Genomic DNA, 25,741 nt, shown 5'->3' with positions numbered 1-25,741 from the left:
AACTTGGCGGGCCGGGCGGGATTTGAACCCGCGACCACCGGGTTAAAAGCCCGGTGCTCTGACCAGGCTGAGCTACCGGCCCACCCCTGATGTTTAACTCAGCAGAAGTTTTATAAGCTTTTTCGTGGACACTTAGGGTGATAACCCACATAGACCCAGTAACCTCAGAGAGGTGGGGGTGACATAATTGGAAGTAATCATTGATAAGTTCAAGCCAAAGGTTACAAGACCCTTTAAGAGGAAGAATGAATGGTGGGTCAAGCTCATTACGGAGGATGGAGAATATATCATGAAGTTCAAGAGTCCTATAGAAGCAGAGGATGTTGTTTACGGTCTCCTGGATCTTCAGGTATACGGGGGTAAGGTTAAGCTGAAGCTAAGGGAAGGTAACGTCATAGAGGACATTGAAGTACTAGAAATATATAAGCCTTCAGCAGAGGAGCTCGTCGATGAATATCTAACGAAATAGCACCCCTTCTTATCGCCTCCCTAAAGTATTTATACTCTCTCAAACATACTAAATTGTTGGGAAGGAAAACTCTGTGGGGGGAGAACAGAGAATGTCAAAAAGAAACAAGGAATTGCTTGAGATCGGCAGGGACATTGGGGGAGATGAGGCTGTCGAGATAATTAAAGCCTTAGAAAAAAAGGGCGAGGCCACAGACGAAGAATTAGCGGAGATTACAGGGATAAGAGTTAACACAGTTAGGAAAATATTATATGCTCTATATGATGCAAAGCTAGCCGACTTTAGAAGGGTAAAAGATGATGAAACAGGGTGGTATTACTACTATTGGCACATAGAAACAAAAAGATTACCAGAGATAATAAGAGCTAGAAAAATGCAGGAGCTTGAAAAGCTGAAAAAGATGCTTCAGGAAGAGACGAGTGAAGTATATTATCACTGTGGCAATCCGGATCATCCGAAGTTAACATTTGATGAAGCCTTTGAATACGGATTCGTATGCCCAATATGTGGGGAGATCTTACACCAGTATGACAACTCAGCTGTCATTGAGGAGTTAAAGAAAAGGATCGAGGAGTTAGAGATTGAACTCGGACTAAGAGCTCCACCTAAAAAGGAGAAGAAAGGAAAGAAAAGCAAGAAAAGATCCAAAAAAAGCAAGAAAAAGTGAAGTAATATGGAAGTTATCATCCCCCAAAAGATCTATGGGGATAGAAGTGGATTTGACAAGCTCAATAAGAAGTTAAAATCACTTCTCGGAGATTTGGATGTCAAGTGGAAGATTTCCGTTACCAAGAAGCAGTGGGTAAAAATACAGGTTGAGGGTGAAGATTCTGAGATCTCTACTAATCTAATAAGGGAGGAGTTTGGTGAGATCCCCTATTCATTATCCAAGGTCAATGAAGGAGACGTGCTAGTGGGGAGGTTTATAGAACTAGGAAAAGTTGGATATGGTGCTTACGTTGACATTGGGATACTAAGTCCAAGGCCAAAAGATGCCCTTCTTCCCCTTTATTGGCTTAAGAGAACGTTTGGAGAAAAGCCGGTAAGGCAGATGATTAGAGAATTCGGTTGGGTGGATTACCTACCTGTTGAAGTTTTCGTCAATAAAGTTGAAAAGCTAGCCCAGGAGATTGAGGTTTACCTAACAGATAGATGGGTCAAAAAGATCAAGGGATGGACAAGCGATAATCACGATAAGCTCTTCATTGTAGGTACAATAAGTGAGAACATAGAAAGGGCCCTCGTAGAGACTGGACACAGTAGGGATGTTAAAAGGATTGAGGAGCTGGGATTGATGGAAACTATGCTGATCCTAAAGAGGGGAACCCATGCTCCAGGGATAATAAAGGAAATTGGCCCATATATAAGATCCGCTAAAATAGGGGCTATAAAGTTTCCTCATGAGGAAGGGAAGCAATGAGCCTAACGCTAGCCGTTGAGAGAAGGAGAGTAAATTCAGCTTCATTAGTTCGAATAAATGGGGTCATCAAAAGTGCGAGGAGTAAAATTACTAGGGTCTGCTTCTTCCTTAACACTTCACCTTTTTCCTTTAAAATTGAGTATGTTATCACCAATACGGGAATTAATATTGCCTCATAGATCCATCTTGGTGGAGGCGAGGGAGTCGGGAAGGAAAATAATCCATATCTGTAAAGCACCCAAAATCCGGTCACCGTAAAAATGGAATAGAGGTAAGCAAGCCTATCCCTGGGAAGGGCGAGGAAATACGCCACAACTAAAAGGGGAGCAATTGGGGTCAACACATCAAGAGTTACCGAGCCTAAAACTACCGTTGCCAGCCAAAGAATTTTAGCGATGGTATTCCTGGGCCTTGGGGATATCAACAGTAGTATGACGAGGGAGAGGGAGAAGAGCTTCAAGACTTCATAGTTCGTGAGTTCTACTCTTATTTTTGGAGATGCCAATAGCAATCCAAAAACGAGAATACCGAGCCCCCTTGCATATTTTGGGACTAATAGAAATACCATGGGAGCTATGAGGAGGAGTGGGTACTTTGTTAGATCAAGTAATACCCATATTAAGATGAGCACTAACAAGTATGTAGTTTCGGGGGATGTCATAATTGTGAGTGACATTAGTAAAGTTGAGATCACCGCAATTAAATATGGGGGGAGTTGCAAAATCAACACCTCGACTTGTAGCCTGGTCCAGCGCGGCCCCATTGCATCGGGGATCCCCGGCCTGAGCCGCGCAAAATATAGTTATAGAAGAGGAATTAAAAGTTTAACTCAATAGACCAGTTTAACATTCACCTGAACTATCTCAGGACTAATGGTGTTTCCCCTAACGGTTTTCTTTCTTCTCTCGCCTTTTTCCTTTGGCCTAAATCCTGGGCCCTTTGATAGGAGTATCCTTACCCTCCTTGGCCCGTGAATGTCAGGTCTCATTGGGAAGCCATCCTTATCCGTTCCTCCCCTTATCTCCATCTTAACATCCTCTGGAAAGTCCTTGCCGAAGAGGGCCTTAAGGTCTAATCCAAGCTCTTTTACGGGTATTTGATCTCCTATCTTCTTTCCTATGAGCTTCTCAGCATTTGCCCCACTGATCTCTATTTGCTTAGCAATACCACTCTTTGGATCTGAAATTACGAGTTTGAACGTGGTCATTTCCTCCCACCTCCACTCTCATCAGCGGGATTCATCGGGGTTTCCCTTGTCCGAATCATGAAACCTTAAATGATTTAAAAACCTTGAGGTTTAACTATTTCAAGATTGTCACATTCAAACTGGGAGGTGATTGCGTGAAAAGGATTCCGTCTTTAATTATTGGACTCCTGCTCATCCTTGCTACTTGGCATTCTGTTCTCGCTATCAATGATAATTACGACTTGATAATTGTAAGGAACGATGATCTAATCGATTACCTGATCTCACTACCTTATTCTCATTTAATAAACGCTCCTATTTTGCCAGTTAATCCAAAAGAGCTGGATCCTGTAACTAAGGCTCAACTTTACTCTTACATTCAGTTGGGAAGAGATAAAGTCCTCATAATCGGGAATACGAACGCTGTAAGCTTAGACGTTGAGAAAGAGTTAAGAGATATGGGATTCTCAGTCACGAGAATAGGAGGGGCCGATAGAGCAGAAACAGCAGAAAAATTAGCGTTGCACTTTTATCAGAACGGGAGTAAAGTGGTAATACTAGCCAGCGCCTGGGATTATGGATCAACCCTAGCGGCCGCTGAGTTTGCCATGGAATACAAATGTCCAATTTTGCTAACGTGGGAGAATCAGCTCTCTCCAAGCGCCCTTCGTGGAATTGAAAAGCTCAATGCAAAGATAGTGATCCTGGTTGGATTTGGAATAAATGAAACGATAGAAAAAACACTTGAAGGAATGGGATATGAAACCTACTGGATCGGTAGGGATATAGAGCCTCCACCAATAGAAACGACTACTTCTTCTCCACCTCAATCCTCAGGATCAAAGTCTTTTTTCCTTGGTATGATTGTTACACTCATAATCTTAGCTCCCGTGATCCTATACCTATGGAGGAGGAGAAGTGAGAGAATGTCAGAATTTTTAGAGCAATTCAATGAAAAAGAGCTAGCCGTATTGAAGGCCATTATGGAACGGGGGGGAGAGGTTAAGCAGGAAGACCTTCCCAGGATAGTTGGTTATTCCAGGCCAACGATAAGTAGGATAGTCCAAGATTTAGAGAAAAAGGGCATAGTAGAGAGAGAAAAAAGTGGAAAGACCTTTATTGTTAGGGTTATTAAGAAGATAAAAATAGACTAACTGGATATCAACCAAATTCCCAAAACAACCAGGATAAGGGAAACTATTATCTTCCAGTTGGGAGATTCTCCGAGAAATATTATCGCTAAACCTGTAGATATTATTGGGTTTATAGCAGTAATGGGCGTGGCTATCTGAGATCCTAGGAGGGAAACTGATTTTACGAAGGAGTACTGGCCGACAACAAGGCCCAGTAAGCCAGCAGTAGAGATTATTAATACCTCAACTAAATTTGAATTCCTTATCTCCCCTATGAATTTTCCTGAAATGAAGGTAACCCCCACCGCTGCATATATTATCCTTAATCCGGCCAAGGTTAGGGAAGAGATGAAATTAGAGAGCCAGTCCATTATCACTATCGCTATGCTCCATAAAATGGGAGTTATTAGAGCAAATAAAATCCCCTTGTAGCTAAGATGTTCCTGGCTCTCAACCCTACCTACCATGATTATTGCGATGACTATGAGAACGGCCCCGGTAATAATTCTTAAAGTTACGCTTCTCCCCAAAAATAAGTAAGCCCAAATTATAGTCCACAACGGATACGTTGAGGTTATAGGAACAGTCCTTGAAACTCCAAGAAGCTTAAGTGCTGAAAAGTAGAAGTAATCTCCTATTACGAATCCGAACTGAGCTGAAATAAAGGCGAGGATATGATATTCTAAAGGTAATCCGGCTATCTCCTTATAGTTCCCACCAAAGTAGAATATCAAGAAATATAAGATTGAGGAGAAGTAGAGCCTTATTAAATTGGCTGAGACGGGACTTTTCCCTCTTAGCCCTACCTTTATTAAAACTGAGGATGTACCCCAGCAGAATGCCGATGTCAGGGCCAGCAAAACCCCAAGTAGCATGTTCGCAACTATCTCAATTCATTTAAAAATTTAACGTTTCGATATTAATTTGAGAAGGTGTTCAGACTGATTCCAAAAGAAATAAATATTCAAGCTACTTTAACGTCCTTAAAGACGAGTTAAATTGTCATATCATCCGATTATCAAAGCAGAACCAAGGAGGTTTAAACATGACCAGGATCATCTCAATAGTTTCAGGAAAAGGTGGGACGGGAAAGACCACTGTAACGGCTAACCTTTCGGTAGCCCTGGGAGAAATGGGAAGGAAAGTTCTAGCCGTTGACGGTGATTTAACGATGGCCAACCTAAGCCTCGTCCTTGGAGTTGATGATGTCAACATAACCCTCCATGACGTTCTTGCAGGAGATGCAAAGCTTGAGGATGCCATTTACATGACTCAATTTGAAAATGTTTACATTCTCCCTGGGGCCGTCGACTGGGAGCACGTCATAAAGGCCGATCCAAGGAAGTTACCGGAGGTAATAAAATCCCTAAAGGGAAAGTACGACTTCATACTGATAGACTGTCCTGCTGGGTTACAGTTAGATGCAATGAGCGCAATGCTCAGTGGAGAGGAAGCCATCCTAGTGACAAACCCTGAGATTTCCTGTCTTACGGATACCATGAAGGTTGGAATGGTATTAAAAAAAGCCGGATTGGCGATCCTTGGGTTCATCCTAAATAGGTATGGAAGATCAGAAAGGGATATACCTCCCGAAGCGGCCCAGGATGTTATGGATGTTCCCCTATTAGCGGTTATACCTGAGGATCCCGTAATAAGGGAGGGGACTTTGGAGGGTATTCCAGCTGTGAAGTATAAACCAGAGAGCAAAGGTGCTCAAGCTTTCATAAAGCTTGCAGAGGAAGTTGACAAGCTCGCAGGCATTAAGGCTAAGATAATGTACTAAAATTTATTTGGCTAGTCTAATTCTTTCCTTATGGGAGGGACCATGATAATAGTCTTCGTAGGAACCGCGGGAAGTGGGAAGACAAGCTTAACAGGAGCCTTTGGCGAGTACCTGGAGGAGAACTACAAGGTAGCATACGTCAACTTAGACACGGGGGTAAAAGAACTACCATACAAGCCAGACATTGATGTAAGGGAATTCGTAACTGTCGAAGAAATTATGAAAGAAGGTTATGGGCCAAACGGAGCAATAGTAGAGAGCTACGACAGGCTCATGAACAAGTTTGATTACTATCTAAAAGAGATATTGGAATTAGAAAGCAAGAAGGATTACGTTTTAATTGATACCCCAGGTCAAATGGAGACTTTTCTATTCCACGAATTTGGAGTTAAGCTAATGGAGAACTTACCGTATCCATTAGTTGTTTACCTTTCAGATCCAGAGATACTAAGGAAGCCAACGGATTACTGCTTCGTAAGGTTCTTCGCCCTCCTTATAGACCTAAGGCTAGGAGCAACTACGGTTCCGGCCCTAAACAAAGTTGATCTTCTAAAGGAGGAGCAGTTGGAGAAGCATAGGAAGTACTTTGAAGACTTAGACTACCTAATGGGGAGGCTAAAGTTTGACCCCTCGATGCAGGGATTAATGGCGTACAAGATGTGTTCTATAATGATGGAAGTTCTCCCTCCCATTAGGGTTCTATACTTGTCTGCAAAAACTAGAGAAGGCTTTGAAGACCTGGAAACCCTTGCATATGAACACTATTGTACTTGTGGGGATCTTACATAGCTTTTTAACCCATTCACAATTACCTTATATCTGCCATGGTGAGTGGAGATGCTAACGGGTAAAGCATTGATCCCTGTTAAAGTGTTAAGATCATTTGAAAATTGGAAGGAGGGAGATATGATACTCATAGAGGATTGGAAGGCGAGAGAGCTGTGGGAGCTTGGGATCGTTGAGATAATAGATGAAGCCGACAAGGTGATAGGAGAGATAGATAAAGTCCTCGAAGAGGAAAGAAAAAACGCCCCAATATCGGCAATTCCAGAAAATCTATATGAGAGGGCCGAGTTTTACATATATTATCTGGAAAAATACATCCAGAAGGGAGGGGAGGGAAACATAGACGTTATACACACCAAGCTCACGAAACTAAAGAACCTCAAGAAGAAGTACAAGATGCTAAAGGATATAAGGTTCAAGAAGATTCTCGAAGCGGTGAGGCTAAGGCCAAACAGCATGGAAATTCTCTCCAGATTAGCACCCCAGGAGAGGAGGATATACCTTCAGATATCCAGGATAAGGAATGAGTGGATTGGTGAGTAGTCATGGAGAGGGAAGAGATAATTGAGAGGTTCCTCAAATTCTTTAGGGAGTATGCAGAAGAGGGTGAAGAACCCCTCTACATGGGTAAAATAAAGGATCTGCTAACGATAACGCCAAAGAGATCAATAGTGATAAATTGGATGCATCTAAACTCATACGATCCGGAGCTTGCTGAGGAGGTTATAGAAAACCCAGAGGAGTGCATACTTGCAGCTGAGGATGCAATCCAGATAATACTGAAGGAGGACTTCCTAAGGGAAGATGTGCCAAAGATACACGCAAGGTTCCACAACCTCCCAAAGACCCTAATGGTTAAGGAAGTTGGTGCTGAGCACATAAACAAACTCATTCAGGTTGAAGGGGTAGTTACAAGGGTTACTGAGATAAAACCCTTCGTCTCAGTCGCGGTCTTCGTTTGTAAGGATTGCGGGCATGAAATGGTTGTGCCTCAGAAGCCCTATGAGGGCTTTGTTGCAGTAAAGAAATGCGAGCAATGCGGAAGTAAAAACGTCCAGCTTGATGTGGAGAAGAGCAAATTCGTGAACTTCCAGATGTTCAGAATACAGGATAGGCCAGAGAGCTTGAGAGGAGGGCAGATGCCTAGGTTCATAGATGGGATACTCCTGGATGATATAGTGGATACAGCAATGCCAGGTGATAGGGTAATAGTCGTGGGGATCCTCAGAGTGATCCAGGAAAAGAGAGAGAAAGTTCCAACGTTCAAGAAGGTGATAGAGGTCAACCACATAGAGCCCATAAGCAAGGAGCTCGAAGAGCTTGAGATATCTCCAGAAGATGAGCAGAAGATCAGGGAACTCGCAAAGAGGAAGGATATAGTTTCAGCCATAGTTGACTCAATAGCGCCAGCGATCTACGGATACAAGGAAGTTAAGAAGGGAATAGCCCTAGCCCTCTTCGGAGGAGTCTCAAGGACGCTACCCGATGGGACGAGGCTTAGAGGGGATATCCACGTCCTCCTCGTTGGAGATCCTGGCGTCGCTAAGTGCGTTGACTACGATACAGAAGTCCTACTTGGAGATGGGAGAAAGAGGAAGATAGGAGAGATCGTTGAGGAAGCGATAAAGAAAGCAGAAAAAGAGGGAAAACTTGGAAGGGTTGACGATGGCTTCTACGCTCCAATAAACCTGGAGCTGTACGCTTTAGATGTGAGAACCCTTAAGGTCAGGAAGGTCAAAGCTGACATAGCGTGGAAGAGAACAACCCCGGAGAAGATGTTGAGGATTAGAACTAAGAGGGGTAGGGAAATTAGGGTAACCCCAACGCACCCATTCTTCACGTTAGAGGAGGGAAGGATAAAGACGAAGAAAGCTTATGAGCTAAAGGTTGGGGAGAAGATAGCCACCCCCAGGGAGGAAGCACCCGAAGCTGAGATATTTTGGGATGAAGTTGTTGAGATTGAGGAGTACAAGCCCAATAACTCTTGGGTTTACGATCTCCAAGTTCCAGAGCACCACAACTTCATAGCGAACGGAATATTCGTGCACAATAGCCAACTCTTGCGTTACGTTGCAAACTTAGCCCCTAGGGCTATATACACCTCGGGAAAGAGTTCCTCAGCAGCTGGACTCTGCGTGGCCCCGGATACCTTGATAAATACCGACAACGGAAGGGTAGAGATCGGGAAGTTCGTGGAGGAGTGGATGAAGGAAGTTGGAGAGATAAGCGAGGAAGGGATCAGCTATGCACCATGCTTCAGGAAGGTCGAGACGTTCAAAGACGGGAAGATAGTTGAATCACCAATTAGAAGGGTTTGGAAACTGAGAGCTCCGAAGAAGCTCGTGAGGATAAAAACGGAGAATGGAAGGAGCATAGCCCTAACCAGGGAGACCAAGTTACTAACGATAAATGATGGAGAATTATCCTGGGTTGAGGCCGGGGAGGTTAAGGTAGGAACATACGTGGGAACGGTAAAAAGTGAAAAAGACGTGATTCCAGGGGCTGGAAAGACAATAAGGGATGTTTCAAAACTCTACAATATGGAAATGGAAGTTAAGGATTACTTAACCAGGGAAGAAGTGAGAAAAGCCATTGAAAAGCTTGAAGAAATTATGAATCCAATGAATATCAAGATTCCTGGGGTGCAAGAAAGTTACGAAGAGCTGTTAAGGAAGCTTGAAACTACCAACGACGAGAGGGTTAGGAACGAGACATTGATCCTCCTAAGTGACGTTAGCGATGCCCACGAGCTCGCCAAGGAAAAAATCGAGAAGATCAAAGAGATCGTGAACTCGGAAGTTCACTGGGAGAAAGTCACTGAAGTAGGGGAAGTAGATGGGGTTGAATACGTCTATGACCTTACCGTAGAGGGAAGCCACAACTTTGTAGCCAACGGATTCATAGTCCACAACACAGCTGCTGTAGTTAGGGATGAGTTCACGGGAGGATGGGTTCTAGAAGCTGGGGCTTTAGTTCTTGCAGATGGGGGCTACGCATTGATAGATGAGCTCGACAAGATGAGCGATAGGGATAGAAGTGTAATCCACGAAGCCCTGGAGCAGCAAACGATAAGCCTATCGAAGGCCGGCATAACGGCAACGCTAAACGCTAGAACGACGGTTATAGCTGCTGCAAATCCGAAGCACGGAAGGTTTAACAGAATGAAGAGGGTGTCAGAGCAAATAGATCTTCCTCCAACGTTGCTGAGCAGGTTCGACTTAATCTTCGTCCTCATGGATGAGCCGGACGAAAAGGTAGACAGCGAGATCGCTAGGCATATATTAAAGGTTAGAAGGGGAGAGAGCGAGGTCGTAACTCCAAAGATACCGCACGAGTTGCTTAGGAAGTACATAGCTTATGCCAGGAAGAACATTCATCCAGTTATAAGCGAAGAAGCCATGGAAGAAATTGAGAAGTACTATGTGAAGATGAGGAGGAGCGCGAAGAAAAGTAGTGGGGATGAGATAAAGCCAATTCCGATAACTGCTAGGCAACTAGAGGCCCTGATAAGGCTAAGCGAAGCCCACGCTAGGATGAGGCTCAGCCCGATAGTTACGAGGGAAGATGCAAGGGAAGCCATAAAGCTCATGGAGTACACGCTCAAGCAAATAGCCGTCGATGAAGCCGGTCAGCTCGACGTTACGATACTTGAAGTTGGGCAGAGCGCGAGGAAGCTTAGCAAAGTAGAGAGAATACTTGATATAGTAGAAAAGCTAGAGAGGACAAGCGAGAAGGGTGCAAAGATTGATGATATCCTCGAGGAAGCTGCAAAGTTTGGAATAGAGAAGAGTGAAGCGAGGGAAATACTCGAAAAGCTACTGGAGAAGGGCCAGATTTATATGCCCGAGAACGGCTACTACAAAACCGTCTAATTTATATAACTCCAGGAGGAACTTTAAACGGAGGTGAGCTAAATGGAGATAGACTATTACGATTACGAAAAGCTACTTGAGAAAGCCTATGAGGAGCTACCTGAGAACGTTAAGCATCACAAGTCACGTTTTGAGGTTCCTGGGGCCTTAGTGACGATAGAGGGAAACAAGACGATAATAGAGAACTTCAAGGATATAGCTGAAGCCTTAAACAGGGATCCACAGCATCTGCTGAAGTTCCTGCTTAGGGAGATAGCCACCGCAGGAACGCTCGAGGGGAAGAGGGTGGTTTTGCAGGGTAGGTTCACCCCATATCTAATAGCCAACAAGTTGAAGAAGTACATAAAAGAGTACGTCATATGCCCGGTATGTGGAAGCCCAGATACAAAAATCATTAAAAGGGACAGGTTCTACTTCCTCAAGTGCGAAGCCTGCGGTGCGGAAACGCCAATTCAGCATCTCTAGCGGGATGATGACTTTGCCGAGTGCTGAGCTGGTGATGAGTAAACAGTCGTCTGACTTTCCCTTTATTTTCTTAGAATAATATAACATAGCTTGAAATTGACATTGTGATTTCTCATAGGATGTCAAGGAAAATTGATTCTGATACATTCCAAAGTGCCAATGCAGTCATCTTTTCTCTCGAAAGTTCTGGGCTTCTATATCCGAGTTAACAAGCTTGTACATTGTGAAAACCGCGAAAAACAGCAAAATCAAGAAAAAGAGAATATAAACAAATGTCCTTGTTCTTATCTTTAAAGGGACTTTCAGTTACCATTACAAACTCACCCCAAGACCCCGTTTTTAATCTTTCCCACTATAATGGGCCCCACAAAGTCCCATACTATTTTTGCTGCCCTTGGAAGTTCCAGTAATTCTCCAAGCACAATTGTCACAGCCACGTTAACTCCCACATCGCATATGTCCTGGTTTTATATTTATTATGTCAAGGCCGGTGAATGTAAGGTCTCTTTCGAGAGTTGTTAGTCCAGCATGTGCTGTATTTTCAAAGGTTATTATCCCAGTCTCAGACCGTTCTGGTCAGCCGTGATTTGCGTGAAGTTTGTGAATATCATCACGGCTGACCTTTCACCCTCCCTTCTTCATCGGGTGACCTTCGGGGGGAACGGTAACGTCATGGCAATTCGAAGTACTCCTCTAACTTGCATTGTACTCTTTTCTCCTGTATTTGATTTCTTCAAGTTCTTTAATTTCCATGTGGAGCCATAGGGTTGGGATTGCATATACTAACGCTAGTGGTGTTTTATACAGTATTACGAGGAGCAGTGAGGGTATGTATAAGGCTAGCGTACATAGTTTATTAGTAGTGTTACATGTCCTCTTGAAGAGTCCTACCAGGAGAAGGCATCCCAAGAGGGCTAGGAATCCTATTTCAGGCTTTAAGAGTAGTAAGAGGCCTGAAAGTATCATGTAAGGAAAGGAGTATAATTCGCCTACCTAGTAATCCCAAAATAATCTAATGCTTATTAGTGCTGTAAGGAGCCATAAGAGGAACGAGACTCCTATTGGCCACAACGCCTCAGTAGATTCAGTTTTTACAGCAAGATAGAACACTAATACTATTGCACTTAGAGAAGGAAAACTTCGCTTTGGCGAAGCTATAAAAGCCAGTAACCCAAGCACACTCCAAAAAATAATAGAAACAAACTCCAACCCATCTTTCAACCACCCATAACATTATTATTGTCAAATTCGTCTGGAAATTCCTCCACTCCAAGTTCAAGCATAAATATTATTATTTTTATATGCTGTCATATGATAATTGAGTTTTGCTTATCCTGGACGTTCATCCAACAGTATAAAGCGAATAAAGTGTATGTCAACGAAACAAGGATGTATTTATAGAGGAAGCTCCAACACAAGAGAATAAGGCCCACATAGTAGGATGTAATCAAGCTTTGTTTGTTATTCTTCTCTAGGTGGTGAGTGATAATTACAGTAATTATGCTAACGAAAAATCCCCATATTATGAGCTTTCCTATGTCTCCGGACGTATGGAGGGCTATTAGAAACACAATGAGGGCCAAGGCAGGATAATCAAGAAACTTGCCTGATTTGAAGTGCTGTTGTACATTAGGGGATGGTTTAGCTAGAATCATTGTTACTGTCCATAAGAAGACTCCTATCCCAGTATAACCCCACCACTGTGAATCATACCTCTTAACTTGATAAACTGAGTATCCAATAATAAAGAGATTTAACGTGATTATAAATTTAAAAAGAAAGGAAGAAGACACTCTTATCATTTCCTCTCAACCTCCTATCACGTTGTTGTTATCCCCATCTGAAGGCGTTGGAGCTCTAATCCAATTGATAATACCCCTAGCAGTCAAGAACCAACAAACCCTAAGAATTTTGATCCTACTCTTGCAACTTTTCCCAACATCCCACTGGCTACGATCTCTAACTGTCCAGCATGGCTGGCGACTTCCTCTAGTGCGGAGACCCCAACGCCTGTTACTTTCACGGCGGTTTCAAGGTCCTCAATAGTAGATGAATCACCAGAACTTACCGTAATTGCATCGGTTATGGTAATGCTCTCATTAAACTCGGCCTTGACAAGGTATGAGTATCCTACAAGCCTATCTTTATATGATCCAGTAGATAGCCAGGGCCGCTCTCCAAAGTAGTAGTTTGCTAGCTCGTCGTTTATTGTTATGGTGATCGTTAAATCGTCCTGCATGTTTGTTGGGGTTAGGGTTATTGTTTTTTCTTTCACTATCACACTACTCGGCCCCTCAGGCCACACCCTCTTCCCACCAAAGTCAACCTCTTCGAGGTTCAGTGTAACAGTAGCAGGACTCTTCAACTCAAAACTAACCGTACAAGTTGTGGAAGAATCCAAAGGAACAGTGGTTGGATAACAACTCATGCTAGCCACTACATCACCCACTGGTTTTACTTCTATTGTAGCCTTGCTCCAGTGTTCTTCTCCTTTCCCGTTTGCCTCTCCATCATAATTGTCGAGGAAGAGTTTGAAAGTGTGATTACCAACACCATAGACTAAGTACGAGAATGTAATATTCTTCACTCCCTTGGCTGGAATCCTATCCTCGATATTCTTGATGATAGCCCCATCCTCATCCACAACAAAACCCCTCACGGGAATAGCATTATAATCAAAATTCCTCAACCCAACAGTAAAGAACACTCTTCCACCACCCTCTAGTTCAGCGGGGAAGACATCCAAGGAGACAGCAAACTGCTGATCTAAAGAAGCAACCTCTAACTCGCCAGTTTCTCCATCCTCATACTCTTCTGCATCTCCATTGACCCTATAGATCACGACCCTGTAATAATGCTTCCCTCCCTTGGCCTTCCACTTCAGCTTAAAAGTACTCCAAGAATTGACACCAACTTCTCCTGAGGCTTCCCCTATCTTTTCCTTATCTATGTAAAGGATTACCTTAGCCTTTTGCGAGGAAGAGTAAGAGTTAGTTACGTTAACGATAAAGCTTATGAACTCACCTTCCCTCGGATTCTTAGGAATATACGTCAAACCAGCTATCTTAAGGCTTCCCGTGGTTCCAGTATCACGCCTAGCAACGACTATTTCTCCGCTATCGGTTTTTGAATAACCTTGTCCAAAGCTGAAAGAACCTGAATAGCTATAGGTTCCGCTCTTGGAATAAGATACTGTGGCCACTTTTATCGTCTTCGTGGATCCACCGACACGTTTCCATGAAACTTCTTGGGATATGGAGTAGATGACCTCCCCTGAGGTACTGAAACTTCGAGTAGATACTTCCCCTCTATCTTAATGTTGTTGTCATTGGTAACCTCTATGTAGAAATCAACTGAATCACCTTCCCTTATTTTCTTCTTGGAAGCGATGATGTTAAATGTTACCTTCGAGGGGTCTATAGAATCTGTAACCTCTATAACCTTAGAGTATTCGTCTGAGATGGTACGAGGCTCAGTGCATTCATCTAAGGATTGACCTGAACGCTGGGGAATATCTCCACATACTGGTGTATATGTTATTTTTATCTTTCCTTCAATCTTAACCGTTGTATCGCTGGGCTTTATCGAGAATTGCTTAGAAAACCAGGTCTTTGATTCCCCCATAGTTAAATAATCTACAGATCCTTTATCCGAAGATCCAGAAGTCGTATCGTCAACCTCTATCTCTATATCTCGAACGTCATTGTTGTGAGCTTCCATAGTTATCTTTATCCTGTACTTAACCTCATCTGGGGTAGCCTCATCAATGACAACTTCCTTAGATATTATCAGTCTTCCTCGCGTTACTGGGGATGACCTAAGGAGGATGAGGTCTCTCCATGGTTTCCGCTCATACTTATTAATGTATACAACTAAAGCCTCCCTAAGTTCCTCCATCTTATCCTTTAGCATTTTCCTGAGTTCCTGATCCCCGTTTCCCATGCTGATGGCCTTTACTATAACGTATATCTGCCTCGTGAGATTATAGGCCTTCAAAGCCGTAGGCCAATAGTATTCGGTTACCTCTTCCGTATAGTTGGGGAAATAGCGAATGTTACGGGTTGTTATAACCACGAATCCACCTTTGTAAAAGGTTACATATCCCCTATTTTTAAGCTGACCGAACCTTGACGGTAATGATGAGTACTCGACCATCTCATACTTAAAGATCTCGTACATTTTTGAGGATAGCTCATTAATGGCTTTTAATAAGCCTTTCATGTTATTAGTTGAATATGCGAGGCGTACATCCGACAACTCATTTATTAAGAATGGATTAAGTCCTTCGTTAGAGGGTAAAGACCCTGTAAAGTTAGCTTTTCCTTCCCATTTCCACTTTTCCAGGGCCCAGGATTCGTATTCTGCATACTTGAATCCGACCTTCACAAAAGCCCTAGAGAAGTTCATCAGAAATTCAGACATGTTAAAATCTCCAGTTATATTATCTTTATTTTTAGCTATGTAATCTTCTAGGGCCTTTATTTCTTGATCACTCCAACCCTGCTCTTTCAATGCACGAACAGTGTCTTCAGGTAAACCATTTTCTGCTATATCCTCGGCCATCTTTCTCAGTTCTTCCTCCGTGTAATACATTTTAACTCCTGAAGACTCCAGCTCTTTTAGGCTAGTCCAAGTTAGAGAGGATATGTTAGCGGCATTCTCCTCTCCTTTTCTAGAATTTTCTATCAATTCCTGGATCGCAGATATGTTCCCATTCTCAACCTTCACAACGAGTTCGGCCTCCCTGTAGAGTATCTTCCAGAATTCCTCGTAGGGATTACTGTCGTCCATAGCCATTGCATAACTTCCTTGCACAGTTACTTGGCCAATAATTGATCCAGTTATTAATATTACAAATAGATACCCTACATATTTCCTCATAGAGGATCACAATAGATTATGTTGAATTTAAGCTATATAAAATTTACTACATTAAGTTTATTAATATTAATTGATATGCAGTAATATTGCAACATGTTTTATGTTAGATTAGATTATTCAAAAAAGTGTTATGGTGCTCTTATCGTATTTGAACTAGGTACGAGCTCAAAGGGTCTTTAGGGGGTTGCATAAAACTTATGCCCTAAGCCTGTTCTTGCAGAACATGTTAGGGAATATCTAGAAAGTTAACTCAGCCCTCAGTAAACAATCTTCACAGTCTCTTTTGAGAAAGGGGTAAGCATGAAAATTCCTGGTGCCCCGGCCGGGATTTGAACCCGGGGCGCGGGCTCGAAAGGCCCGCATGTTTGGCCGGGCTACACCACCGGGGCAGACCCATTAGCATTTCCTTAATTTTCGATTTAAAAAGTTTTCGAACTGACGCAATTTTAATATTCAATGAATGAAAATTTTCTGAGGTGAAGCTTAATGGAACTAATAAGGTTTAGCATCTCGATACCCTCAAAGCTCCTTGAGAAGTTTGATCAGATAATAGAAGAGATTGGTTATGAGAATAGGAGTGAAGCAATTAGGGATTTGATAAGGGATTTCATAATAAGGCACGAGTGGGAAGTTGGAAACGAAGAGGTTGCCGGGACTATAACCATAGTCTACAACCATGACGAGGGTGATGTAGTTAAGGCCCTCCTGGATCTTCAGCACGAGTATTTAGATGAAATCATCTCAAGCCTTCACGTTCATATGGATGAGCATAACTGCCTTGAGGTCATCGTTGTCAAGGGGGAAGCTAAGAAGATAAAGATGATAGCAGACAAGTTACTAAGCCTCAAGGGAGTTAAGCATGGAAAGCTCGTGATGACATCCACTGGTAAGGAACTTGTTTAGCGAAACTTTTATTAACCTTTCTTTACTAAAATCTTGTGAGGATCAACAGGTTTAAATTCCAAGGGAGAGTAAAATAAATTGTTTGGAGGTGATATAAATGGTAGGAATCCAGGTCCAGGAAGTTATGACGGATAAGTATGCAAAAATCGATATAAGTGCGCCTCTTTCTGAGGCGATTGGGATTATAGAAAAGGAGGATCCAGATCTAATTCTCGTCTTTGATGATAACGTTTACAAAGGAGTTCTAACCCAGGATTTAATCATAAGATCCCACTTAAAATGGGATCCAACTAAAGCTAAGGTTAGGGATATTTACAAGCCCGCCCCTGTAGTTAAGCCAACCGATGATCTAAGCCACGCCGCTAAGCTACTCTTGGAAACTGATCTGAGGTCCCTTCCAGTTGGCGAAAATAAGGCCGAGATAATAGGGGTTATCAGCGATATAGCCCTGCTTGAGAGGGTGGTTGCGGAAGAGTTCGGAAAGAAGAAAGTTGAGGAGTTCATGACGAAGGATGTGATAACGCTAACTCCCGATGACACGGTGGCCAAGGCCTTGGCCGTGATGAGGGATCATGGAATATCAAGGATACCGATAGTCAATGAGGAAGGAAAGCTAGAAGGCTTGGTGACGCTTCATGATCTAATCCTCAGGTTCATAAAGCCGAGGTTCAAGGCCCAAACAGGAGAACTGGTTGGCGAGAAGATACCTCCCTTCAGCATGAAGCTTAGGGAAGCAATGATAAGGGGAGTTATAACGATACTACCAACTGCAACCGTTAGGGAAGCGGTAGCGACTATGAAGGATAATGACATAGATGGCTTGGTCGTCGTTGATGAGGGTAATAAGGTTGTGGGAATACTAACGGTTAAGGATCTCTTGCTTCCCATATCAAGGATGGTTGAAAAGGAGGCAAAGTTCTACCTTCAGTTGGGTGGAGACGCTTCAGCACTCAGCGACTTCACGAGGGAGAGGATAATAAACGATATCAAGAAGTTCGTTGATGGCTATTCAGACTTACTCGGGAATGAAGGGATAATATACCTCTACATAAGAAGGTTTAACGAAAAGTTCAGGGGAGTTCACCTGTACCAAGCCAGGATGAGGATCGTTACTGACAAGGGAGTTTTCATAGCTAGGGGAGAAACTTGGGGAGCTATTCAAGCGGTTCACGATGCAATAAGGGCCATCGAGAGACAACTCTTACAGAAGGCCGAGCTTGAGAGGGATATACGCTATGCAAAGAGGTTCATTGAAAAGCTCGAGCTCTGGCGCTGAGCCTCCTTAAAGAGCTTTTTTGAGACCTCTATTAATTTTTTGTTTCCCCTTCTCTTACCTTCCGAGAGTAACTCGAATGAGAGGAACTTAAGTAACCTTAAAAGCTTCCACGGATTTTTATCCATCAAATCCAGGAAGAGTGTGCTGAAAACACTGAAGGCTTCCTCATAATCGTACAGAAGAAAGGCCTTGTAAACTAGGAGCAGCCTATCTATAGGCCTAACAACCTTCCTAAGATCATTGCACTTTCCTACGAAAAATAATAACCTTGGAAGGGGTCCTCCAACTTTCAGCTCCTCCAGGATCTTGACGGCCTCCTCTAGCTTTCCTTCTTCAATCTTTCTCAATCCTAGCTCCTCGAGGTAGGAAGATCTAAAGGGTTCAGGTAGATCCTCCAAGTTAATCCTTTCACCCCTCCTCTCCTCGAATGTGACAACATTCCTCTTAACGCTAGGCTCACCAACTTCAACGACTTCATTTGACTCCTCTTCTATCCCCTTAACTATGGAAACATCCTCGGTTAGTATCAGCTTACCCTTCTCGTACTTTATCCCTTCGGGGAGGGGTTCTAGCAGGGGGATATCCTCTTCATCCAGGCCAAGATCGCTTAGGTTAACCTCAATCAAGTTGCTCTTCTTCAGTATTTCAGCTATCTCGGTACTTATCTTCCTGAAGGCTTTCCTCTTCGTGTACTTATCCTCAATCATCTTGGCCGTTTCAACTGCATCCCTAAACTTACCGACTTCCGCAAGCTCATAGGTTACGTAGAGTAAAGCATCCCTTCTAAGGGATATTATCGGGATCGAGAGTGCTATCTCTCTAGCTTTCTTTGGATCATCTTTAGCTAACTCCTGGGCTATCCACTTAAGAGCGTAAGATCTCCAGTAGGAATCCCTAATTTTTTCGGCTATTTTTATGGCCTTATCGATTCTCTTCCTCTCTATAGCTTCTCTAACCCTTAGTAGCTCGCTTATCATCGATCATTATTTTCACTTATCATTTTTAAGGAATCCGCTGAAATCACAAAGTGGTGGGGGTAAAATGAAACCAAAAGTTTTCATTACGAGGGAAATCCCTGAGGTTGGAATTAAGATGTTGGAGGATGAATTTGAGGTCGAAGTCTGGGGGGATGAAAAGGAAATACCCAGGGAGATCTTGCTTAAGAAGGTTAAGGAAGTTGATGCCCTAGTTACCATGTTAAGCGAGAGGATAGATAAAGAAGTCTTCGAGAACGCACCGAAGCTTAGGATAGTGGCTAACTATGCAGTTGGCTATGATAATATAGATATCGAGGAAGCTACGAAGAGGGGAATTTACGTGACGAATACGCCCGATGTTTTGACAGATGCAACGGCCGATCTAGCGTTTGCTCTACTTCTAGCAACCGCGAGGCATGTTGTAAAGGGAGATAGGTTCGTAAGATCCGGAGAGTGGAAGAAGAGGGGGGTTGCTTGGCATCCTAAATGGTTCCTAGGGTACGACGTTTACGGTAAGACCATAGGGATAATAGGACTCGGAAGGATAGGGCAAGCAATAGCCAAGAGGGCTAAGGGATTCAACATGAGGATCCTCTATTACTCGAGGACGAGAAAGGAAGAAGTTGAGAGGGAGCTTAACGCAGAGTTTAAGCCCTTAGAGGATCTACTAAGGGAGAGCGACTTTGTGGTTTTAGCGGTTCCCCTAACGAGGGAAACTTACCACTTGATAAATGAGGAGAGGCTCAAGCTGATGAAGAAGACGGCCATACTGATCAATATAGCGAGGGGAAAGGTCGTTGATACTAACGCTTTAGTTAAGGCCCTTAAGGAAGGCTGGATAGCCGGGGCCGGATTGGATGTATTTGAAGAGGAACCATACTACAACGAAGAACTCTTTAAATTAGATAACGTCGTGCTAACGCCTCACATAGGGAGCGCAAGCTTTGGAGCTAGGGAAGGTATGGCCGAGCTAGTAGCTAAGAATCTAATAGCCTTCAAGAGGGGCGAGATCCCTCCAACCCTCGTTAACAGGGAAGTTATAAAAATAAGAAAGCCGGGATTCGAATAGGCGATGATGAGCTCCATCCCTACCTGAGTTGTGATGAATGTAGCGCGCTCTGAGCAACCCTTATTGCTATCTCCACTCCCTTTATTTCTAAATCTAGAGACATGCTCGGAGTATTCTTTTTCTCCAGGACTTGATCCGGAGTGTAGGGAACGTGTATGAAGCCAGCAATCTTGGGATATCCCTTGGTAGCTGATGTGTGTAAGGTTAAATACATGGCGAAATTGCAGAGATAAGTTCCAGCCGTGTAAGAGAGAACCGCTGGAATGCCGTTCTTCTTCATCTCTTCGACTATCTCCCTAGTGGGTATTGTTGCAAAATAAGCTGCAGGTCCTCCCTCGACTATGGGTTCATCCTTCGGTTGCTCTCCATCATTATCCGGAATCCTCGCATCTATCATGTTCACGGCTACTCTCTCAACGGATATGTGCGTTCTTCCTGGGGCCAAGCCCAGGTTTATGGTTATATCTGGCCTAACATCGTCAAGTACCTTGAGGAGCTTTTCTCTAGCCCTCTTGAAGGATACGGGTAGTATCTCCCCAACGACCTCAGGTATCCTTTCGCTTAGAGCTTCAACTATATCCATAGTGGGATTCTTATCGTCACCTCCAAAGGGCTCAAAGCCAGTCAATAAGATCTTCATTTCTTCTCCTCCTTGAGTATCTTCTCTACGTCAAAGCCCTCCTCGTACTTCTTGAGCTTCCTCTCAAAGAACTCCATGAATAGCTTGTACCTCTTCATCCTGTGCCTTGGAGATCCCCTTATGCTATGCCCATGCGCTCCCTTCTTGAATATCGCAATGTAAACTTCCTTACCGAGATCCTTGAGGACGTGATAGAACATTAAGCTCTGATCCAATGGGCACCTGTAATCCTCAAGGCTGTGGATCAGTAGTAAGGGGGCCTTAACGTTCTTAGCATAGAATAGGGGGCTTAACTTTCTATAGTTCTCGTTTTCAAGCGGGTTGTCACCAATAACCTCCTTGTCGAACCATAACCCTATATCGGAGAAGGCGTAACTTGTTAACCAGTAGCTTATTCCGTTCTCGCTTATTCCAGCTTTAAAGAGGTCACTCTGGGTTAAGGCCCAGTTCGTCATGTAGCCACCGTAGCTTATTCCCGTGATACCGATCCTCTCCCTGTCAGCTTGTGGTTCTAGCCTGAGGAATTCCTCTATTCCATTCAATATATCCTGGAAGTCTTCAAGTCCCGTTCTCTCTAGAACCCTCAGGGCAAAATCCTCGCTGTAACCGTTGCTTCCCCTTGGGTTCACGTAAACTATGTAGTACCCTTTGCTCGCCATCAGTTGCATCTCGTACTTAAAGTAATAGCCGTACATTCCCTTTGGCCCACCGTGGACGAAGACTATTACTGGTGCTTTCTCTCCCTCCTTGATCTCTGGCTTTATGTACCATCCGTCAAGCTCTAGGTCTATGCTCTTGAAGCGGAAGTGCCTCGGCTCGAAGGTCTTAAGCTTCTTGAATATTAGCCCGTTGTAATCAGTTAGTTGCCTCTCCTCTCCATCCCATAGGTATAGCTCAGCGGGTCTAGTCGCTGTTTCCTTTAAGTAGATCAGCCTTTCATCAGCGTCAAAGCCCATTATCCAGTGCTTACCCTTAGCTATCTCCCTGACTTCGCCATCCCAGAGGTATAGGTTTACGCTACCCTCCTCGAAAAGCGTGAAGTAAACTTTTCCGTTCCTAATCTTAGCTTGAGCAACCTCTCTGTCTATGTCATCTAGTATTCCCTTAACTTCACCATCGTAGATGTAAATCTTGTCATGTTCGCTTACGTACTTCTTCTCGGGCTTCCCATAGAGGAGTATCCTCTCCCCATCTGAATCTATAGCGTAGAATGAAACCTTCTCAAAGAGCTTTTCCTCTTCTCCATCCTTCCATAGATAGATATCCCAGTATTTGAAGTACCTGGGAATTACATCCCTGTGGGGAACGCTAACGACTATGGAATCCCCGTGCCAGATACCGCTACTAAACCTTGGTTTCTCAAACTGCTCTATAACTTCCTCTCCTTCAGTGTCAATTACCCAGAAGGTCGTCTTTTCTCCATCGAAGAATCCCATGTTGTCGAACCATGCCGGAACGTCATCCTCGAATATGAAATCTTCATCCTCCCTTCTCTTAAACCCAACAGCGAGAAGCCTCCTTGAGTCTTGATTCCACTCTATGGATCTTATATTCTTGGCCTCGAGAACCTTCTTAGCGCTTAACGTCTTTAGATCGGCAACCCATATTTGAGCGGTCTTCTTCTCCTCGTTGAATCTCATGAAGGCTATCTTCTTTCCATCGGGAGATATTCTTGGCATGGAGGCATCTTCTATGAACTTCCTGCTCCCATCTTCAAGATTCTCTATAACTATAGTGTTCTCATACTTATTCGATTCAAGGTTGGCCTTTGTAAGAACGTAAGCAACCAAGTTTTTCCTTGTCCTGGGGTCGCTGAGATAGGCAAACTTCGTAAACGTCTTTTCATCCCATTCGATAGAAGTCATAACGGTATCACCAAAATATCCATATCGTTCACTCCTTAATTAATTTTTCTCTTGAAATTTCCAACCATATTGCAACTAATATCAGGAAAGCTCCAACATAACCTTCAAATGGCAGGATTTCACCCAGGATAAGGAAAGAGAAGAAGTATCCAAAGACGGGCTCAGCTGAATAAAGTACTGCGGCCCTATGCGACTCTATCTTTGGTTGATACTTCACCTGGCCAAGGAAGGCCAAAGCCGTTGCAACTATACCCGTGTAAAGGATCGCAAATACCGTTGATCCTTCCTTGGGCAGCGGAAGACTCTCAAAGTAGATCGAGTAAACTAAGGAAAAAATAAAGTTCCAAAATATCTGCCAGAAGGCCAAACCAAGGCCGAGATCTTTATAGTACTCTATTAGAACTATCTGAAAGGCAAAGCTTAGAGCTGCTAAGATTGTCAGCAAATCACCATAGCTTAGGTTTAAGCTGGCCCCCGATATTAGGTAAGTTCCAAGTACTGCAATAGCTAAAGCCAAGGCATCGACTCGTGTTATCTTACTCTTTAGCAATGCAAAGGCGACGAATGGGGTAAACACCATATACAGGGAGGTTATGAAAGCTGAATTCGAAGCCGTTGTATACTTAAGTCCAACGACTTGAAATCCGAACCCTGCAAAAAGCGACAATCCAATTAAGAATCCTGGGAATATTTGATCTTTTGTTATTTTATCCTTAAGGACTATAGCCAGTATTATGGAGGCCAGGAAAAACCTAAAGGCTATGAAGCTCACAGGAGGAAAATCCTTGATGCCAATTTTCATCACGGGAAACGTCGTTCCCCAGATTGCAGAAAGCCCCAAAAGTATGAGTTCAGCCTTCCTGGTTTCATCCATTAACTTCACCAAATAACCTTGCGAGATCCTCCTTTAAATCTTGACTCCTTATCAGTGGAAGCAATTTAGTTTTCACGTATTCGAATTCGCCTGATTTTATGAGCTCTTTACCCAGGAGGTAGAGAGCTTTATCCCGAATCTCACCCTCCTTTATGCTTTTTCCAACTTCAAGGGCATTTTCGAATAACTCGAGCTTTGAAAGGAGGTTAACGATCTTCACCTTTTCATCATCAGATAGGTTAGCCGTTTTAATCTCCTCTAGGGCGATATCGATGAGTTTAAATCTCTCATAGCTTTCCATCTCCTTGGCCCAAAGCGAGAGCTCCAGGATACCTATTATTCTTTCACCACCTTTTAGGTTATCCAAAAGGTGCAATGCATCCTCAAACCTCCCTTCAAGTACGAGCTTCCTAACTCCAGGAAGTCCAGCTACCTTTAGGGCTTTGGACACCCTGATCTTCTTTTCCAGGTTACTGGATCTATCGCCAATTCTGAGATTGTCAAAGATGTAGTAAGCCCTCTCGTAAAATTCTAGGGCAATTGCTGAAGGTAGCTCATCCCCCACCGTTTCCATGGTATCTGCTAGCTGTGTTATCAGCTCAACCTTTTCCGAGAGCTTAATTTCAGACTCCATCAAGGAATCGAAGGCAAAGTCGAACATCTCGAGTGCATTCCTATGAAATCCAGCGAGAGCTAGCTTAGCGCCCAGGGAAATTGCGATTACCCCAGCTTCATATTCCTCAAGCTTTCCCAAGAGATTTATAGCTTCCTCAAAGCAGCTTGCGGAGGATTCTTTATCCCCTAACCTCGAATATGAAACTCCAAGTTCAGAGTATCCAAATATCTTATCTTCAACGCTTTTCAGCGAGTGCTCCACTAGGTAAAGGGCATCGTCAAGGATGCTAAGATCCTTAACGACTTCCCCAACCCTGGTTAGGGCTATAACCCTGTCAAGGGGGTGCTTAAGTTTACTGATCCTCTCGATAGCTTGATCGATGAATCCCTTTCTCGCGAGTAAGATGATCTCGTCAATCTCCATAATTCCTAATTTCGCGTTAAACTATAAAAAATGATCTCAGCTAAATGAAGTGATGCTAACCATAGGACTCTACAACACCTACGATCCAAAGAGGATCCATGAAGCCCACCTAAGGGCTATAGCTAGGGCAGCTCCGGTAGCTTATGCTTTTAACTTTCACCTTGCTTTAATAGGATTTCCCTTCGAGGGAAAAGATGAAAGGGAAATTGCCGGAGAAGTAGCAGAGAATACAACTATAGGGGAAGGAGGGAAATATCTCATTAAGCTTGTAGAGTCAGGAAAGTTCCACCTCCTCGACTTTCCGAAGAAGGGGTTCCCTTCCCAATTCGGGGAAGTCGTCGCTACAACTTCAAAGCCCTCAAAGGAAAAAGCAGTAAAAACGATAGAGATAGCAGAAATGGCCGTTAGGGGAAAGAGCTTCATATTCCTAATAGGACTCGGTAGGCACGGGTTACCGAAGGAAGCTTTTAAAATTGCTAAGTATCATTTGGACATAACTGATGGAAAGGGGATAAGCTTGGAAACTTGCACCGCTATTGGAATAATACCTGCAAAGATAGCTACTGTAATGGAGGCCCTAAAATGGATGAAAAGGGAAAGGAGGTAATCTCAACTTTACTGATAATACTCCTAACATTAGCATTATACTTCGGTCTTAGAGTTGCCCTTCACACTGAAACGCCGCTCGTGGTAGTGGTTAGTGGCTCCATGGAACCAGTCTTCCATAGGGGAGATGTCGTTTTGCTGGAAGGTGTAAGGCCAGAAGAAGTTAGAGTTGGAGATGTCATAGTTTACAGGAGCATTATATCGAGGTACCCAATAATTCATAGGGTTCGAGGGATAAAATACATTTACATCAATGGAAAGAGAGAGCTGTGCTTCATCACGTGGGGTGATCATAATCCAGTTCCAGATATATACTACACTCCCGAGGGAATACTCGACTGTGTTCCCGCTGAAGCCGTTGAGGCCAAGGCTTTAGCTGTCTTCCCCAGGATAGGTATAATCTCAATAAAGGTTAGGGAACTCCTGGGGTTTGGTGGATGAAGAGAGGGTAGGTAGCTGATCTGTGATGAACTAATCGGCCCCTGACACGGGGTGAT

General features: G+C 43.5%; 24 protein-coding genes, 2 tRNA genes, 1 other RNA gene and 1 pseudogene. 15 read left to right on the top strand and 13 right to left on the bottom strand.

All coding sequences use genetic code 11. From position 1 onward, the window contains the following. Positions 1–4 precede the first annotated feature (4 nt). Positions 5–82, bottom strand: a tRNA-Lys gene (locus PH_RS02910). A 105-nt stretch (positions 83–187) separates the two neighbouring features. Between PH_RS02910 and PH_RS02905 the strand changes: the two genes are divergently transcribed. The 3 genes from PH_RS02905 (at position 188) to PH_RS02895 (ending at position 1,889) form a co-directional block, all read left to right on the top strand. Further along, positions 188–469 carry a hypothetical protein gene (locus tag PH_RS02905; protein WP_010884718.1) on the top strand — a complete coding sequence of 94 codons (282 nt, stop codon included), beginning with the start codon at positions 188–190 and terminating at the stop codon, positions 467–469. A gap of 91 nt (positions 470–560) precedes the next feature. Further along, positions 561–1,136 carry a transcription factor E gene (tfe, locus tag PH_RS02900; protein ID WP_048053176.1) on the top strand — a complete coding sequence of 192 codons (576 nt, stop codon included), beginning with the start codon at positions 561–563 and terminating at the stop codon, positions 1,134–1,136. 6 nt (positions 1,137–1,142) lie between these two features. Further along, positions 1,143–1,889 carry a DUF2110 family protein gene (locus tag PH_RS02895; RefSeq protein WP_010884716.1) on the top strand — a complete coding sequence of 249 codons (747 nt, stop codon included), beginning with the start codon at positions 1,143–1,145 and terminating at the stop codon, positions 1,887–1,889. On the opposite strand, the gene PH_RS02890 is transcribed toward PH_RS02895, so the two are convergent. Both PH_RS02890 and PH_RS02885 read right to left on the bottom strand, forming a co-directional pair. After that, a complete protein-coding gene (locus PH_RS02890) occupies positions 1,855–2,619 on the bottom strand; it encodes a hypothetical protein (protein WP_231833728.1) in 765 nt (254 codons plus the stop codon). The two genes, PH_RS02895 and PH_RS02890, sit on opposite strands and share 35 nt — an antisense overlap. A gap of 99 nt (positions 2,620–2,718) precedes the next feature. Next, positions 2,719–3,096 carry a 30S ribosomal protein S6e gene (locus PH_RS02885; protein WP_010884714.1) on the bottom strand — a complete coding sequence of 126 codons (378 nt, stop codon included), beginning with the start codon at positions 3,094–3,096 and terminating at the stop codon, positions 2,719–2,721. Positions 3,097–3,230: 134 nt separating this feature from the next. Between PH_RS02885 and PH_RS02880 the strand changes: the two genes are divergently transcribed. Beyond that, complete coding sequence (locus PH_RS02880; protein WP_010884713.1) at positions 3,231–4,229, top strand: cell wall-binding repeat-containing protein; 999 nt, start codon at positions 3,231–3,233, stop codon at positions 4,227–4,229. On the opposite strand, the gene PH_RS02875 is transcribed toward PH_RS02880, so the two are convergent. Beyond that, positions 4,226–5,083 (bottom strand): DMT family transporter, encoded by an 858-nt coding sequence (locus PH_RS02875; RefSeq protein WP_010884712.1) that lies wholly within the window; start codon positions 5,081–5,083, stop codon positions 4,226–4,228. The genes PH_RS02880 and PH_RS02875 overlap by 4 nt on opposite strands. 170 nt (positions 5,084–5,253) lie before the next feature. On the opposite strand from PH_RS02875, the gene minD reads away from it, so the two are divergent. From minD to PH_RS02850, 5 genes are read left to right on the top strand one after another with little or no spacing between them, the layout of a single operon-like run. Next, on the top strand, positions 5,254–5,991 hold the full coding sequence (minD, locus tag PH_RS02870; RefSeq protein ID WP_010884711.1) for a cell division ATPase MinD: 738 nt from the start codon (positions 5,254–5,256) through the stop codon (positions 5,989–5,991). Between the two features lie 42 nt (positions 5,992–6,033). Continuing rightward, positions 6,034–6,780: an ATP/GTP-binding protein gene (locus PH_RS02865; RefSeq protein ID WP_048053175.1), complete on the top strand. Its 747-nt coding sequence runs from the start codon at positions 6,034–6,036 to the stop codon at positions 6,778–6,780. A 48-nt stretch (positions 6,781–6,828) separates the two neighbouring features. Then, positions 6,829–7,320 (top strand): Gins 23 protein, encoded by a 492-nt coding sequence (locus PH_RS02860; protein WP_048053174.1) that lies wholly within the window; start codon positions 6,829–6,831, stop codon positions 7,318–7,320. A gap of 2 nt (positions 7,321–7,322) precedes the next feature. Beyond that, positions 7,323–10,649, top strand: a complete 3,327-nt coding sequence (locus PH_RS02855) for an ATP-binding protein (RefSeq protein ID WP_010884708.1) — start codon at positions 7,323–7,325, stop codon at positions 10,647–10,649. A gap of 42 nt (positions 10,650–10,691) precedes the next feature. After that, positions 10,692–11,114 carry a translation initiation factor IF-2 subunit beta gene (locus tag PH_RS02850; protein WP_010884707.1) on the top strand — a complete coding sequence of 141 codons (423 nt, stop codon included), beginning with the start codon at positions 10,692–10,694 and terminating at the stop codon, positions 11,112–11,114. A 693-nt stretch (positions 11,115–11,807) separates the two neighbouring features. On the opposite strand, the gene PH_RS02845 is transcribed toward PH_RS02850, so the two are convergent. The 4 genes from PH_RS02845 to PH_RS02825 form a co-directional block, all read right to left on the bottom strand. Further along, a complete protein-coding gene (locus tag PH_RS02845; RefSeq protein ID WP_010884706.1) occupies positions 11,808–12,080 on the bottom strand; it encodes a hypothetical protein in 273 nt (90 codons plus the stop codon). Positions 12,081–12,999: 919 nt separating this feature from the next. Beyond that, a complete protein-coding gene (locus PH_RS02835; RefSeq protein ID WP_010884704.1) occupies positions 13,000–14,316 on the bottom strand; it encodes a hypothetical protein in 1,317 nt (438 codons plus the stop codon). A gap of 2 nt (positions 14,317–14,318) precedes the next feature. Next, the gene (locus PH_RS02830) at positions 14,319–15,995 is read right to left on the bottom strand and encodes a hypothetical protein (RefSeq protein ID WP_010884703.1); all 1,677 of its coding nucleotides are present in this window, start codon (positions 15,993–15,995) and stop codon (positions 14,319–14,321) included. 311 nt (positions 15,996–16,306) lie between these two features. Then, positions 16,307–16,384, bottom strand: a tRNA-Glu gene (locus tag PH_RS02825). A gap of 97 nt (positions 16,385–16,481) precedes the next feature. Between PH_RS02825 and nikR the strand changes: the two genes are divergently transcribed. Beyond that, entirely contained in the window at positions 16,482–16,898 is a 417-nt protein-coding gene (nikR, locus tag PH_RS02820; RefSeq protein WP_010884702.1) for a nickel-responsive transcriptional regulator NikR, read from the top strand. Between the two features lie 97 nt (positions 16,899–16,995). After that, positions 16,996–18,174, top strand: coding sequence for a CBS domain-containing protein (locus PH_RS02815; protein WP_010884701.1), 1,179 nt, complete (start codon positions 16,996–16,998; stop codon positions 18,172–18,174). Here PH_RS02815 and PH_RS02810 read toward each other — a convergent pair. Further along, on the bottom strand, positions 18,132–19,151 hold the full coding sequence (locus PH_RS02810; protein ID WP_010884699.1) for a hypothetical protein: 1,020 nt from the start codon (positions 19,149–19,151) through the stop codon (positions 18,132–18,134). The genes PH_RS02815 and PH_RS02810 overlap by 43 nt on opposite strands. Positions 19,152–19,215: 64 nt before the next feature. On the opposite strand from PH_RS02810, the gene gyaR reads away from it, so the two are divergent. Then, positions 19,216–20,220 (top strand): glyoxylate reductase, encoded by a 1,005-nt coding sequence (gene gyaR, locus PH_RS02805; protein WP_010884698.1) that lies wholly within the window; start codon positions 19,216–19,218, stop codon positions 20,218–20,220. After that, positions 20,220–20,276, top strand: an RNA gene (locus tag PH_RS09560) — C/D box small nucleolar RNA. The genes gyaR and PH_RS09560 overlap by 1 nt, the downstream gene beginning before the upstream one ends. 29 nt (positions 20,277–20,305) lie before the next feature. Here the strand turns inward: PH_RS09560 and PH_RS02800 are convergent. From PH_RS02800 to PH_RS02785, 4 genes and pseudogenes are all read right to left on the bottom strand, one after another. Then, positions 20,306–20,803: pseudogene (locus PH_RS02800) on the bottom strand (pyroglutamyl-peptidase I); the annotation flags it as partial. Between the two features lie 53 nt (positions 20,804–20,856). Continuing rightward, positions 20,857–22,725, bottom strand: coding sequence for an alpha/beta hydrolase family protein (locus tag PH_RS02795; protein ID WP_010884695.1), 1,869 nt, complete (start codon positions 22,723–22,725; stop codon positions 20,857–20,859). A gap of 28 nt (positions 22,726–22,753) precedes the next feature. Continuing rightward, positions 22,754–23,599, bottom strand: coding sequence for a DMT family transporter (locus PH_RS02790; RefSeq protein WP_048053173.1), 846 nt, complete (start codon positions 23,597–23,599; stop codon positions 22,754–22,756). Beyond that, positions 23,592–24,638, bottom strand: a complete 1,047-nt coding sequence (locus tag PH_RS02785) for a hypothetical protein (protein WP_010884693.1) — start codon at positions 24,636–24,638, stop codon at positions 23,592–23,594. Before PH_RS02785 ends, PH_RS02790 begins: the two co-directional genes overlap by 8 nt. 52 nt (positions 24,639–24,690) lie before the next feature. Here PH_RS02785 and PH_RS02780 point away from each other — a divergent pair, with 52 nt between their 5' ends. Then, a complete protein-coding gene (locus PH_RS02780) occupies positions 24,691–25,245 on the top strand; it encodes a DUF531 domain-containing protein (protein WP_048053172.1) in 555 nt (184 codons plus the stop codon). Beyond that, positions 25,221–25,685, top strand: coding sequence for a signal peptidase I (locus PH_RS02775; RefSeq protein ID WP_010884691.1), 465 nt, complete (start codon positions 25,221–25,223; stop codon positions 25,683–25,685). The genes PH_RS02780 and PH_RS02775 overlap by 25 nt, the downstream gene beginning before the upstream one ends. Positions 25,686–25,741: the final 56 nt, after the last annotated feature.

Source organism: Pyrococcus horikoshii OT3, from assembly GCF_000011105.1.
Classification (GTDB): domain Archaea; phylum Methanobacteriota_B; class Thermococci; order Thermococcales; family Thermococcaceae; genus Pyrococcus; species Pyrococcus horikoshii.
This window is presented reverse-complemented; position numbering and strand designations above follow the sequence as displayed.

Bases quoted from the DNA above. Each gene is read 5' to 3' on its own strand.
- PH_RS02795 (WP_010884695.1), bottom strand. From the start codon at position 22,725: ATGACTTCTATCGAATGGGATGAAAAGACGTTTACGAAGTTTGCCTAT.
- PH_RS02845 (WP_010884706.1), bottom strand. From the start codon at position 12,080: ATGATACTTTCAGGCCTCTTACTACTCTTAAAGCCTGAAATAGGATTC.
- gyaR (WP_010884698.1), top strand. From the start codon at position 19,216: ATGAAACCAAAAGTTTTCATTACGAGGGAAATCCCTGAGGTTGGAATT.
- tfe (WP_048053176.1), top strand. From the start codon at position 561: ATGTCAAAAAGAAACAAGGAATTGCTTGAGATCGGCAGGGACATTGGG.
- PH_RS02790 (WP_048053173.1), bottom strand. From the start codon at position 23,599: ATGGATGAAACCAGGAAGGCTGAACTCATACTTTTGGGGCTTTCTGCA.
- PH_RS02885 (WP_010884714.1), bottom strand. From the start codon at position 3,096: ATGACCACGTTCAAACTCGTAATTTCAGATCCAAAGAGTGGTATTGCT.
- PH_RS02780 (WP_048053172.1), top strand. From the start codon at position 24,691: ATGCTAACCATAGGACTCTACAACACCTACGATCCAAAGAGGATCCAT.
- PH_RS02775 (WP_010884691.1), top strand. From the start codon at position 25,221: ATGGATGAAAAGGGAAAGGAGGTAATCTCAACTTTACTGATAATACTC.
- PH_RS02865 (WP_048053175.1), top strand. From the start codon at position 6,034: ATGATAATAGTCTTCGTAGGAACCGCGGGAAGTGGGAAGACAAGCTTA.
- PH_RS02830 (WP_010884703.1), bottom strand. From the start codon at position 15,995: ATGAGGAAATATGTAGGGTATCTATTTGTAATATTAATAACTGGATCA.
- PH_RS02855 (WP_010884708.1), top strand. From the start codon at position 7,323: ATGGAGAGGGAAGAGATAATTGAGAGGTTCCTCAAATTCTTTAGGGAG.
- PH_RS02860 (WP_048053174.1), top strand. From the start codon at position 6,829: ATGCTAACGGGTAAAGCATTGATCCCTGTTAAAGTGTTAAGATCATTT.
- PH_RS02810 (WP_010884699.1), bottom strand. From the start codon at position 19,151: ATGATAAGCGAGCTACTAAGGGTTAGAGAAGCTATAGAGAGGAAGAGA.
- PH_RS02875 (WP_010884712.1), bottom strand. From the start codon at position 5,083: ATGCTACTTGGGGTTTTGCTGGCCCTGACATCGGCATTCTGCTGGGGT.
- minD (WP_010884711.1), top strand. From the start codon at position 5,254: ATGACCAGGATCATCTCAATAGTTTCAGGAAAAGGTGGGACGGGAAAG.
- PH_RS02895 (WP_010884716.1), top strand. From the start codon at position 1,143: ATGGAAGTTATCATCCCCCAAAAGATCTATGGGGATAGAAGTGGATTT.
- PH_RS02815 (WP_010884701.1), top strand. From the start codon at position 16,996: ATGGTAGGAATCCAGGTCCAGGAAGTTATGACGGATAAGTATGCAAAA.
- PH_RS02785 (WP_010884693.1), bottom strand. From the start codon at position 24,638: ATGGAGATTGACGAGATCATCTTACTCGCGAGAAAGGGATTCATCGAT.
- nikR (WP_010884702.1), top strand. From the start codon at position 16,482: ATGGAACTAATAAGGTTTAGCATCTCGATACCCTCAAAGCTCCTTGAG.
- PH_RS02850 (WP_010884707.1), top strand. From the start codon at position 10,692: ATGGAGATAGACTATTACGATTACGAAAAGCTACTTGAGAAAGCCTAT.